The 12,449-nt window shown below is 46.4% G+C and carries 8 protein-coding genes and 1 tRNA gene; 7 read left to right on the top strand and 2 right to left on the bottom strand.

Going from position 1 to position 12,449, the window contains the following annotated elements; genetic code table 11:
* Positions 1 to 38: 38 nt before the first annotated feature.
* Positions 39 to 1,268, bottom strand: coding sequence for an MFS transporter (locus MKX40_RS24520; RefSeq protein ID WP_339237125.1), 1,230 nt, complete (start codon positions 1,266 to 1,268; stop codon positions 39 to 41).
* 652 nt (positions 1,269 to 1,920) lie between these two features.
* Positions 1,921 to 1,994, bottom strand: a tRNA-Arg gene (locus tag MKX40_RS24515).
* A gap of 327 nt (positions 1,995 to 2,321) precedes the next feature.
* Here MKX40_RS24515 and MKX40_RS24510 point away from each other — a divergent pair.
* The 7 genes from MKX40_RS24510 to lon all read left to right on the top strand — a co-directional run bounded on the left by MKX40_RS24510 (position 2,322) and on the right by lon (position 12,443).
* A complete protein-coding gene (locus tag MKX40_RS24510) occupies positions 2,322 to 3,164 on the top strand; it encodes a hypothetical protein (RefSeq protein WP_339243189.1) in 843 nt (280 codons plus the stop codon).
* 138 nt (positions 3,165 to 3,302) lie between these two features.
* Entirely contained in the window at positions 3,303 to 4,643 is a 1,341-nt protein-coding gene (gene tig / locus MKX40_RS24505) for a trigger factor (RefSeq protein ID WP_339237122.1), read from the top strand.
* Positions 4,644 to 5,022: 379 nt separating this feature from the next.
* Positions 5,023 to 5,613, top strand: coding sequence for an ATP-dependent Clp endopeptidase proteolytic subunit ClpP (gene clpP / locus MKX40_RS24500; protein WP_036605886.1), 591 nt, complete (start codon positions 5,023 to 5,025; stop codon positions 5,611 to 5,613).
* A gap of 12 nt (positions 5,614 to 5,625) precedes the next feature.
* Positions 5,626 to 6,879, top strand: coding sequence for an ATP-dependent protease ATP-binding subunit ClpX (gene clpX, locus MKX40_RS24495; RefSeq protein ID WP_253440333.1), 1,254 nt, complete (start codon positions 5,626 to 5,628; stop codon positions 6,877 to 6,879).
* Between the two features lie 120 nt (positions 6,880 to 6,999).
* A complete protein-coding gene (ispG, locus tag MKX40_RS24490) occupies positions 7,000 to 8,097 on the top strand; it encodes a flavodoxin-dependent (E)-4-hydroxy-3-methylbut-2-enyl-diphosphate synthase (protein ID WP_339237119.1) in 1,098 nt (365 codons plus the stop codon).
* A 165-nt stretch (positions 8,098 to 8,262) separates the two neighbouring features.
* Positions 8,263 to 10,017 carry an ATP-dependent protease LonB gene (gene lonB, locus MKX40_RS24485; protein WP_339237116.1) on the top strand — a complete coding sequence of 585 codons (1,755 nt, stop codon included), beginning with the start codon at positions 8,263 to 8,265 and terminating at the stop codon, positions 10,015 to 10,017.
* A gap of 86 nt (positions 10,018 to 10,103) precedes the next feature.
* Positions 10,104 to 12,443 carry an endopeptidase La gene (lon, locus tag MKX40_RS24480; protein WP_339237113.1) on the top strand — a complete coding sequence of 780 codons (2,340 nt, stop codon included), beginning with the start codon at positions 10,104 to 10,106 and terminating at the stop codon, positions 12,441 to 12,443.
* The last annotated feature ends 6 nt before the right edge of the window (positions 12,444 to 12,449 follow it).

Genomic DNA, 12,449 nt, shown 5'->3' with positions numbered 1-12,449 from the left:
CGTTTTGTTAATTTATTTTTTGTTAATGAATGGTATGACTAACCGATCATCCGATTTTTACTGGCTTGAAGCCCTGCGATTAATAAAGCAATGGCCAGAATGACCTGAATGAGCAACGGAAGGGTCCATCCTTTTGTCCAGTCATGAAGCATGCCGAACAGTAGAGGTCCCACTGCCGCCAGCATATATCCGAAGGACTGGGCCATACCGGACAGGCTGGCAGCTTGTCTGGCATCTTTTGAGCGAAGGACGAAGAACATGGTTACCAGTCCAAACGAAGCTCCGGCACCGATTCCGGCCAATGTGACACCGATGGTAACGAGCGAAGCGATGCCACTTAGCAATAATGCATACCCGACAATTAATGAAGAGCACGTTATCGTGGTTAGAACACGCTGATTCTGCGTTCGGCCGGCCAGGATCGGAACGATAAAGGTAGCCGGTACACTAACCATCTGCATCAAGGAGAGCATCCACCCTGCTGAAGTGGGGCTGAACCCTTGCTCAGCGAGAATTTCGGGTAGCCAGGTAATCGTCGTATAGAATATTAGAGATTGCAGACCCATAAATAAAGTAATGAACCAGGCTAGTGTAGAGGTCCTTAGACGCACGGGTGTCCCTTCGCTCTGGGAGGTAACATATAACATCTGCTTGCGTCCTGCTGCGATCTGGGGGAGCCACAAGAGAAGCGCAAGTATGGACAACAGGGCCCACATACCTAACGAAGCGCGCCAACCCATAGATGTAGATCCAGCTAAGGGCACGCTCACGCCTGAGGCGATGGCGCCAAATATGTTCATGGATACAGAATATAACCCGGTGACGATCCCCACCCGCAATGGAAAATCACGTTTGATCAAACTTGGCAAAAGCACGTTGCTTAATGCAATGCCACATCCCAATATTGCGGTTCCGGTATATAAGGAGAGAACGGAAGGCAACAAGCGTAAGGCCACTCCGATGGTCACGATGATAACAGCCAATAGCAGAGCAGATTCCAGTCCTAACCGTTTGGCAAGACGTGGTGCAAAAGGAGAGACTGCTGCAAAGGCGAGCAAAGGTAGTGAGGTCAGAAGCCCGGCCATCGTATGGCCGATACCTGTATCTGAGCGAATCATCTCCACTACAGGTCCGGTTGCTGTGATCGGTGACCTCATGGTAGCGGCGATAACGATAATGCCTGCTAATAACAGGCCGAATCTTTTGGATGTCGAAGAATGTTCTTCCTCGGCATGGAGGGACGAGTGCTGCTGTATTGAAGATGACATTGATAAAATCTCCTGTTTTCTATGAAGTTGATATGTATGGATTGTTACATTATCCACTTCGCAAGCATAACATTCCGTGTCAATATTGAGCAATGAAATGAAAAAAGCACCCACAAGAATGCGGAGCTCTGACGATCATGGTCCTGACAAACCTCTAACGAATCGCAGAGGTCTTATAGTAATGGATAACCGCTATGCGCAGATTCTAATGAACCTCAGCAACATTAATCAGGTAATTTACTGCAATCTGTGTGAGTTAATCCGCCGGAATGGTGAAATAAGCTCTCTAAAATTCGTTAGAATTCCATGATGCTGTGTTTGGGTCTAATAAAGTGTCCTAGGTTCGTTAGATCTTCGATACTAACATCGATATTAAGAAATGGTGACCCATGGAATGAGCTAATGCAAACATATTGATGAAGGGACATAGATATGTAACGAAGCGAATGCTCCGACGAACCGTTGGGGTTTTCATCCCCAGAACGCAAAAAAACTTCCCGAAGGAAGTTCTCTTTTTTTACGTCCCAGGAGGGATACTCTCCTTGCAGTCGAGACTGAGAAGTGGTGCTACCGAAGCGAATGCTTCGACGAACCGTTGGGGTTCTCATCCCCAGAACGCAAAAAAACTTCCCGAAGGAAGTTCTCTTTTTTACGTCCCAGGAGGGATTCGAACCCCCGACCGACGCCTTAGAAGGGCGTTGCTCTATCCAGCTGAGCTACTGAGACATGAATTTTTTCAAGCAAAATTGATTTTATCATATGCATACAGGAATATCAAGCATTTTATTTTAATCTGTTTTTCGTATATGATATTTGGCGGCAGTAACGTTTTTTTCATTATATTTACGGTTATGTTAGAATATCAGGAGAACTCAAAAAATAGATCGACATTCGTTTTAATATATACATCTATTTAAGTTGATTCCAACTGGAGATTCAGGATATAGAGGAGGTGCTCCCATTAAGGAATCCACGACCCCGGAAACCGAGCATAACAACAATATTGTGCTGTTTCCTAAGACGCTGGACTATTACCAGATTCAATTGACAGTTATGCTTGAAAATGAACGGTATGGTGAAGCGATGAAATTGCTTCACTTTTTGCTGCAATGTCAGGGACAGGAAGAGCGCCATTATGATGAATGGCGGGCCCTGCTCGAATGGCTTCAGGCGGCGTTCCCTCAATATGAAGAAACCTCGCCTGCCATTCTTGAAGAACGGGAAGAGGAAGAAGAGATCAGTGAGGATGACATGGCACGGCATCATGCTCGAATGAAGCTTGAACAGGATGATGGATATGCAGATAAGATGCTTCGTACTGTAATGGAGGAGCCGCTATCCGAACAGACGATGCTGGCCTTGGAGCAGCTGGCCTATCTGGATCTACCGAAGATTGACGAGGCACTAACCCATTGGTTAAAAGACAAGACGCTTCACCCTTTGCTTCAATTTCGGGTGTTGCAAACCTTGCGTCGCCGAGGTGTTCAAGGTATGATCCAGTTTACGAGAGGCGAAGAGCAGGTTGAAGTCGAGATCGATACGGTGCCTCTTAAACCAGAGGAATTCCCGCTTCAAATTGTTCAGATTCTGGAACGAGTGGCAGATCAGACGGAGGTTCACGAACCTACGCTCTTTTACTTTGCCCAGGAACTGTGGATACAATATGTCATGGCGGTGTATGGAACCCGCGATTATATATCGATGCTGGAAGAAAATGATTCCATGACAGATATATGGGCAGCAGCCCTACATATGACCGTTGCAGACAGTCTAGGTGGTTCGCATGATGAGGAGAATACACGCTCAATGTATGCTGTGACAGGGGCGATGCGCTTTCGACTCGAGCAGGCTTATCGTTCCATGAAACAGTTTGTATCTGCCGGTTTGGACGGGTAATCGAGGCCGGAAACGTTTTCCTTAAACTCTATCAAGGGATTCCCCTTGAAAAAGAATCTAATCTTGTTTATACTAAAATGGTTATTTTGTACGTGATTGCCTACGTGAACATGTGAATTTTGGAGGGGAAAGTATACAATGAAAGCAACTTGGGAAAAGATAGAGAAGAACCTTGGGGTTCTTGAGGTTGAAGTGGATGCGGATCGTGTAACCGCAGCACTCGACAAAGCTTTTAATAAAGTGGTTAAACAAGCAAACGTACCTGGATTCCGTAAAGGTAAAGTACCACGTTCCATCTTCGAAGCACGTTTTGGTGTAGAGAGTCTTTATCAAGAAGCAATCGACATTTTGCTTCCTGAAGCTTATACAGAAGCAATCGACCAAACGGATATCTTCCCGGTTGATCGTCCTGACGTAGATGTTGAACAATTCGCTAAAGGACAAACATTCAAGTTCAAAGCGAAAGTAACTGTGAAACCTGAAGTGACTCTGGGTGAGTACAAAGGAATCGAAGTTGCTGTAGCAAAAGGTGAAGTAACTGAAGCAGACGTGACTGAAGAACTTGAGCGTCTTCAACAACGTCACGCTGAACTCGTTGTACTTGACGAAGGTTCCGCTGCTAACGGCGACGTTGCAGTAATCGACTTCGACGGTTCCGTTGATGGCGTACCTTTCGAAGGTGGACAAGCTGAGCGTTATTCCCTGGAACTGGGTTCCAACACATTCATTCCTGGATTTGAAGAGCAAGTTGTGGGTCTGTCCACAGGTGACTTCAAAGACGTTGAAGTGACTTTCCCAGAGAGCTACCATGCAGCAGAACTTGCTGGCAAACAAGCGGTATTCAAAGTGAAAATTCACGAAATCAAGCGCAAACAGCTTCCTGCATTGGATGATGAGTTTGCTAAAGATGTTAGCGAATTTGACACGCTTGAAGAGTACAAAGCTGACCTGAAAACACAATTGGAATCCCGTAAAGCAGACGAAGCTAAAGCTGCACAAGAAAATGCAGTTGTAGAAAAAGTGGCTGAGAACGCTGAAGTGGACATTCCGGCTGCAATGGTTGACAGCGAAGTACAAAACATGATGCGTGATTTCGACAACCGTCTGCGTAACCAAGGTATGAACCTTGAAATGTTCCTGAGCTTCTCTGGCCAGACTCAAGCTGACCTGAGAGGACAAATGCAAGAAGATGCTTCCAAACGTGTTCGCAACAACCTGGTGCTTGAAGCTGTAGGTAAAGCGGAGAACATTGAAGTATCTGATGAAGAAGTGAATCAAGAACTCGAGAAAATGGCTGAATCTTACAAGCGTCCTGCTGAAGAGATCCGTGGCATCCTCGAAGGTAATGGTTCCCTGGACAGCCTTCGCGATGAAGTGAAACTGCGTAAAACGATTGACGTTCTTGTTGAGAACAGCACAGTTGTTGAACCGGTTGAAGCTCCGGCTGAAGAAGTTGTTGCAGAAGCTGACGAAAAATAAGACAAGCTGTGATCAACTTGTCAGTTGAATAAACGATAAGGCACGTGAATTATTGCGTGCCTTATTTTTAAATTATTACATCCATTTTATAGAAAATGAAGTAATTATATGGATGTAAACTAATTTTATTGATCTGTGTACACTTTTTACATACCTATGTACTTCAAGCAAATAAAAAACGGCAAGACGGCATAGGATGGCTTCAATTTGCACATACATAGAAAACATGGTTAAATATGATCAGGCTAAAAAAGTAATCAAACTGATATCTGACCCCTCTTGTGAAAAATGACATTGTCACAGGAAAGTGTTAGAATGAATTTGGGTTTGCTTTACAGGTGGCCTATGTCTAATTACATGTAGAAAAGAGGTTGGTCTCATGAGTCTGGTGCCAATGGTTATAGAACAAACCAATCGAGGCGAGCGGTCTTACGATATATATTCACGTTTGCTGAAAGATCGCATTATCTTTCTAACCAGTGCGATTGATGACGATGTAGCCAATCTTGTCATAGCACAGCTTTTGTTTTTGGCAGCCGACGATCCTGAAAAGGATATCAGCTTGTACATTAACTCACCTGGTGGTTCTGTCACCGCAGGGATGGGTATATACGATACGATGCAATTTATCAAGCCGGATGTATCTACCATTTGCGTAGGGATGGCAGCAAGCATGGGCTCGTTATTGCTAACAGCCGGTGCACCTGGCAAGAGATATGCGCTGACGAACAGTGAAGTAATGATTCATCAGCCACTTGGCGGTATTCAAGGACAGGCTGCGGATATTAAGATACACGCAGAATGGATTATTAAAACACGTCAGAAACTGAATCAAATATACGTCGATCGTACGGGTCAACCTCTTGAGAAAATTGAGCGGGATACAGACCGTGACTTCTTCATGAGCGCTGAAGAAGCTAAGACGTACGGCATTATTGACCAGGTGCTCAGTAGACCGATCAATTCCTAAAGGGGTGGTTTCATGTTTAAATTTAACGATGAGAAAGGGCAACTGAAATGCTCTTTTTGCGGTAAATCTCAGGAGCAGGTACGTAAGCTGGTCGCTGGACCAGGCGTGTACATTTGTGATGAATGTATCGAACTTTGCACCGAAATCGTTGAGGAAGAACTCGGTCATGATGAAGAAATAGACCTCAAAGATATTCCAAAACCAAAAGAAATTCGTAATATTCTGGATCAATATGTTATTGGACAGGAACAAGCGAAAAAATCATTGTCTGTTGCTGTGTATAATCACTACAAACGGATCAACACCCAAAGCAAGATCGAAGACGTTGAATTGTCGAAGAGTAACATTTTGCTGTTAGGACCTACGGGTTCTGGTAAAACGTTGCTTGCACAAACGATGGCAAAAATTTTGAATGTACCTTTTGCGATTGCGGATGCTACGTCATTAACAGAAGCAGGTTATGTGGGTGAGGATGTAGAGAACATCCTGCTCAAACTGATCCAGGCTGCTGATTATGATGTGGAAAAAGCAGAGCGTGGCATTATTTATATCGATGAGATTGATAAAGTAGCGCGTAAATCCGAAAACCCATCCATCACTCGTGATGTCTCGGGCGAAGGTGTGCAACAGGCTCTCTTGAAAATTCTTGAAGGAACTGTGGCTTCTGTACCACCACAAGGTGGCCGCAAACATCCTCATCAAGAATTCATTCAGATCGATACAACGAACATTCTGTTCATCTGTGGCGGTGCCTTTGATGGTCTGGAGCAAATGATCAAACGCCGTATCGGTAAAAAAGTCATTGGCTTCAATACCGTTTCCGAGCAAAAAGATCTGAAACCAGGCGAATACCTGGGCATGGTATTGCCGGAAGATTTGCTGAAATTTGGTCTGATTCCGGAGTTTGTAGGCCGTCTGCCAGTCATCTCCACTTTGGAGCCGCTGGATGAAGATACGTTGGTACGGATTCTTTCCGAACCAAAAAATGCGCTTACCAAACAGTACCAAAAACTGCTTGAGCTGGATAATGTGAATCTGGTATTTGAACCAGCTGCATTGCTTGCGATTGCCAAAGAAGCAATTAAACGTAACACAGGTGCACGTGGATTACGTGCCATCATTGAAGGGATCATGCTTGAAATCATGTATGAAGTGCCTTCACGTGAAGATGTTACGAATTGTGTCATTACCGAAGAAGTGGTTGAGAAAAGAGTTGTGCCTGAACTAAGCCAATCGAAGGACGATAAGCAGGAAGAAAGCGCCTAATGAAGGCCTGAATCCCGTTGAACTCTGAAATATAGACTTGTCAGTTCTCCACTTTGGCAGAAGGCGAATTCATGTCTCTGTCAGGGTGGAGCTTTGACGTTGTGGGGAGAGAAATCACTCATGTATTTAAGACAGGATACACGTCCCGTGAAAGTGGGAAACGTAACGATCGGTGGCAGTAACGAAGTCATTATCCAAAGTATGTGTACAACCAAAACGGCAGATGTTGAAGCAACGGTTGCAGAGATTCTGCGACTGGAAGAAGCGGGCTGTCAAGTGGTACGTGTCACGGTGAATAACGAGGAAGCTGCCGCAGCCATCAAGGAAATTAAAAAACGCATTAATATACCGCTCGTAGCGGACATTCATTTTAACTATAAGCTGGCTTTGCTTGCGATTGAGAACGGTATTGATAAAGTACGGATTAATCCAGGTAACATCGGTAAACGTTCCAAAGTGGAAGAAGTCGTGAAAGCATGTAAAGAACGCGGTATTCCAATTCGGATCGGGGTAAATGCGGGGTCTCTGGAAAACCACCTTCTTGAGAAGTATGGGTATCCTACGGCTGATGCTATGGTAGAAAGTGCATTGTATCACATTGGTATTCTGGAAGAGCTTGATTTCCACGATATCATCGTGTCTCTCAAAGCATCGGATGTGCCGATGGCAATTGAGGCATATACCAAAGCAGCTCAGATCATTCCGTATCCGTTGCATCTCGGGATTACCGAAGCAGGTACACTGTTCTCCGGTACGATCAAAAGCTCTGCAGGTATGGGAGCCTTGTTGTCCATGGGTATTGGTTCTACGATGCGGATCTCACTGAGTGCGGACCCTGTAGAAGAAATCAAGGTTGCTCGTGATCTGCTCAAAACATTTGGACTGATTACGAATGCAGCTACTTTGATTTCCTGCCCAACATGTGGACGTTTGGATATCGACCTGTTCTCCATTGCCAACGAAGTGGAAGAGTATATCTCCAAACTTAAGGTGCCGATTAAAGTATCGGTGTTGGGATGTGCGGTTAATGGTCCAGGTGAGGCTAAAGAAGCGGATATCGGGATTGCCGGTGCTCGTGGAGAAGGTCTCTTGTTCCGTCATGGCAAGATGATCCGTAAAGTGCCTGAAGAAATCATGGTTGAGGAATTGAAAAAAGAGATCGACAAAATCGTCGAAGCTTACGAAGAGACAGGTGTTATTCCTGGTCGTTCGCACTGATTGATTCATATCCTGTCACAACAAAAGCTCGCCAGCAATGGCGAGCTTTTTATATTCTCGTCTACAAATTCCGCATTGCCCGTTTACGTCTCGTTGAAAAGGCTATACTACCAAGTATTAGCATGATCTCATATGAGAATAGGGACAGAAGGAGGATGTTGAGACATGGGTGATTTCGGAATGTTCATAATGTTGATTCAGTTATTTTTTGGAGTGGTGATTGGTTTGTATTTCTGGAACCTGCTGCGTGGCCAGAAAACCAACCGCAGTGCTGTTGAGCGTGAATCTCGCAAGGAACTGGAGAAACTGCGCAAGCTGCGCTCGATCTCACTCACCAAGCCGCTGTCGGAGAAGACGCGTCCAGCTACCATTAATGATATTGTTGGGCAAAAAGACGGGCTTCGTGCCCTTAAAGCTGCATTATGCAGTGCGAATCCGCAACATGTTATCATTTATGGCCCTCCCGGAGTCGGGAAGACAGCTGCCGCAAGGGTTGTGCTAGAAGAGGCGAAGAAGAATCCATCTTCCCCTTTCAAACCAGACGCGAAATTCACCGAGCTGGATGCAACAACAGCCCGTTTTGATGAGCGTGGTATTGCGGACCCCTTAATTGGTTCGGTTCATGATCCGATATATCAGGGAGCAGGAGCCATGGGCGTTGCAGGTATTCCCCAACCAAAACCGGGGGCTGTGACCAAAGCGCATGGGGGAATGCTTTTTATTGATGAAATTGGTGAATTGCATTCGATTCAGATGAATAAGCTGTTGAAAGTGTTGGAGGATCGCAAGGTGTTTTTGGAGAGTGCGTACTATAACTCTGAAGACACGCATACTCCTGCTTATATCCACGATATTTTTCAAAATGGCCTGCCGGCCGATTTCCGCCTTGTTGGAGCAACGACACGTTCCCCTCATGAACTGCCACCGGCCTTGCGTTCGCGCTGCATGGAAGTTTATTTCCGTCCTTTGTTGCCTGAAGAGATTGGACGAATTGCAGAAGATGCTGTCCAGAAAATAGGGTTCAGTCCGTGTCCGGAAGCCGTTGAGGTGGTCAAGCGATATGCAACCAACGGACGTGAAGCGGTCAATATCATCCAGCTGGCTGCTGGACTTGCGCTGACAGAGAAGCGTGAGACGCTTCAAGCTTCCGATGTAGAGTGGGTGGCTGGTAGCAGTCAGATTCAGCCACGGCCTGACCGAAAGGTCCCTTCACAGCCTCAGGTGGGGTTTGTTAACGGCTTGGCGGTATACGGACCGAATATGGGAACCATTTTGGAAATTGAAGTGTCTGCTGTTCCGGCTCTTAAAGATCAAGGCCGAATTAACATCACAGGCGTTGTGGATGAAGAAGAGATTGGAGGCGGTTCGCGTACACTCCGGCGGAAAAGTATGGCTAAAGGCTCGGTTGAAAATGTGTTAACCGTATTAAAAGCCATGGGTATTCGTCCGAATGATTACGATTTACACGTGAATTTCCCAGGTGGGACGCCTATTGATGGTCCATCAGCCGGAATTGCCATGGCGACTGCCATTACATCAGCCATTCAGGGACGTCCTGTGGATCATGAGACAGCGATGACTGGCGAGATCAGTATTCATGGTCGGGTCAAGCCAATTGGTGGCGTGCTGGCCAAGGTGGAGGCTGCTTTTCAGGCGGGAGCGAAGACGGTTATTATTCCCGCCGAGAACTGGCAGTCCATTTTCGAGAACTTGGATGGCTTGCGCGTTATTCCGGTAGATACGGTACAGGACGTATTCCGTGAAGTGTTCGCCTGGGTTCCGGAACAACAGCTGGAACAGACGAAGCTTGCAGAGGAGACAGTTACCCCTGCACCGGAGATTTTTCCACCGGCATCTGCTTCCTATTTGCGTGCTGACGTGCCTCGTCCAGGACAGGTTACAGATTCGGGAAGCTGCTAAACGCTTCCCTTCATTGGTTTTTTATGTGAACATTTGATAGAATAATGAATGACTACAACCTGAGAGCCATTGGAGGTGCGAAAGCGATGGGACCGAGCAAAGCGAAAGGTCGTCGTTTTCCTTTACTGCCTTTAAGAGGACTTCTCGTCTACCCGAGTATGGTACTGCATCTCGATGTGGGCCGGGAGAAATCGGTCAAGGCTTTAGAAAAAGCGATGGTAGAAGAACATCTGATTCTCCTATGTTCCCAAGCCGAAGTAAATATTGAAGAACCAACACAAGAAGACATTTTCAGAATCGGAACCGTGGCCAAGGTCAGACAGATGCTGAAGCTTCCGAATGGTACGATTCGTGTACTCGTGGAAGGCTTGGAACGGGCTGAAATTATTGAATATACGGACAACGAGGAATATTATGAAGTACTGGCAAAAGAGCTGCCTGAAGAGGAGAATACCCATCCGGAGACGGATGCCTTGATGCGTACCGTTCTGAACCAGTTCGAGAATTATATTAATCTGTCCAAAAAAGTGACGCCAGAGACACTTGCTGCGGTGTCTGACATTGAAGAACCAGGGCGTTTGGCCGATGTCATCACGAGTCACCTGTCCTTGAAGATCAAGGATAAACAGGAAATTCTGGAGACCATCGACGTTCGGGAACGTCTGGAGAAATTGCTGGATATCCTGAACAATGAGCGCGAAGTGCTGGAGCTTGAACGCAAGATCAGCCAACGTGTGAAGAAACAGATGGAGAAAACGCAGAAGGAATATTATTTGCGTGAGCAGATGAAAGCAATCCAGAAAGAACTGGGTGAAAAAGAAGGCCGAGCGGGTGAGGTTGAGGAACTTCGCACGCAGATGGAAGAACTCGGCTTGCCGGACAAGGTGAAAGAAAAGGTTGAGAAAGAAATTGATCGACTGGAGAAAATGCCTGCAAGCTCAGCCGAGGGCGGAGTCATACGCAACTATGTGGATTGGCTGCTTGGCCTTCCTTGGAGCCAGATGACAGCAGATGATCTGGATATCCAAAAAGCCGAGGATGTGCTCAATGCAGATCATTACGGATTGGAAAAGCCCAAAGAACGTGTGCTTGAATATCTGGCGGTCCAGAAGCTCGTCAAGAAGCTTAAAGGGCCAATTCTCTGCCTAGTTGGACCTCCAGGGGTCGGTAAAACATCACTTGCCCGTTCGATCGCGAGATCGCTGGGACGGGAGTTTGTCAGAATCTCTCTTGGCGGCGTGCGCGATGAAGCCGAGATTCGTGGACACCGACGCACCTATGTAGGAGCCATGCCTGGTCGTATCATTCAGGGAATGAAAACGGCGGGTTCACTTAATCCGGTATTCCTGCTCGACGAGATTGATAAGATGGCTTCAGATTTCCGCGGAGACCCTTCTGCAGCGTTACTTGAAGTCCTTGATCCGGAACAGAATAATACGTTTAGTGATCACTTTGTAGAATTGCCGTTTGACTTATCCAACGTTATGTTTGTAACAACTGCCAATACGGTACACAATATTCCGCGTCCATTGCTGGATCGGATGGAAATGCTCAACATCCCTGGTTACACGGAGCTGGAGAAGCTGCAAATTGCGAAAAACTATTTGTTGCCCAAACAGAAGCAGGACCATGGTCTGGAAGAAGGGCAACTGGAAATCCCGGATGACGCGTTGTTGCGTGTAATTCGTGAATATACACGGGAGTCAGGTGTACGTAATCTGGAACAGCAGATGGCTTCGTTGTGCCGGAAAGCTGCCAAGAATATCGTGTCTGGTGTGGAAGGTCAGATTAACATCACATCAGATGAGATCAAAGACTATCTTGGACCTGGCAAGTTCCGTTATGGCATGGCCGAACTGGAAGATCAGATTGGTACCGTAACGGGTCTGGCGTGGACTGAAGTTGGCGGAGATACCCTTGTCATTGAGGTGACTGTTGTGCCTGGAACGGGTAAATTGACTCTTACAGGTAAACTGGGGGATGTCATGAAGGAATCGGCACAAGCCGCATTCAGTTACACACGTTCCAAAGCTACGCAGCTTGGGATCGCGCCTGATTTCCATGAGAAGAACGATATTCATATCCACGTTCCGGAAGGAGCGATTCCGAAGGATGGTCCATCTGCCGGGATTACGATGGCAACAGCGTTAATCTCAGCTCTGACGAACAAACATGTATCCAAGGATATCGCCATGACTGGTGAAATAACATTGCGTGGACGTGTGTTGCCAATTGGTGGTTTGAAAGAGAAATCACTGGCAGCCCATCGTGCAGGTTATAAAAAAATATTATTGCCTAAGGATAACGAACGGGATCTGCGTGACATTCCAGACAGCATCAAGGAAGATGTGGAGTTTGTCCCGGTCGCCCATATGGATCAGGTATTGCAGCATGCGCTTGTTGAGCAGGCAGGAATCCACCTGTAATCCACG

This window comes from Paenibacillus sp. FSL R5-0517 (assembly GCF_037974355.1).
Taxonomy (GTDB): domain Bacteria; phylum Bacillota; class Bacilli; order Paenibacillales; family Paenibacillaceae; genus Paenibacillus.
The sequence above is the reverse complement of the archived record's forward strand: the minus strand, read 5'-3'. Positions and strand labels throughout refer to the sequence as shown.

What these genes read in the sequence shown, in the direction of transcription:
- MKX40_RS24520 (WP_339237125.1), bottom strand. Translation starts at nt 1,268, where the DNA reads ATGTCATCTTCAATACAGCAGCACTCGTCCCTCCATGCCGAGGAAGAA.
- MKX40_RS24510 (WP_339243189.1), top strand. Translation starts at nt 2,322, where the DNA reads ATGCTTGAAAATGAACGGTATGGTGAAGCGATGAAATTGCTTCACTTT.
- tig (WP_339237122.1), top strand. Translation starts at nt 3,303, where the DNA reads ATGAAAGCAACTTGGGAAAAGATAGAGAAGAACCTTGGGGTTCTTGAG.
- clpP (WP_036605886.1), top strand. Translation starts at nt 5,023, where the DNA reads ATGAGTCTGGTGCCAATGGTTATAGAACAAACCAATCGAGGCGAGCGG.
- clpX (WP_253440333.1), top strand. Translation starts at nt 5,626, where the DNA reads ATGTTTAAATTTAACGATGAGAAAGGGCAACTGAAATGCTCTTTTTGC.
- ispG (WP_339237119.1), top strand. Translation starts at nt 7,000, where the DNA reads ATGTATTTAAGACAGGATACACGTCCCGTGAAAGTGGGAAACGTAACG.
- lonB (WP_339237116.1), top strand. Translation starts at nt 8,263, where the DNA reads ATGGGTGATTTCGGAATGTTCATAATGTTGATTCAGTTATTTTTTGGA.
- lon (WP_339237113.1), top strand. Translation starts at nt 10,104, where the DNA reads ATGGGACCGAGCAAAGCGAAAGGTCGTCGTTTTCCTTTACTGCCTTTA.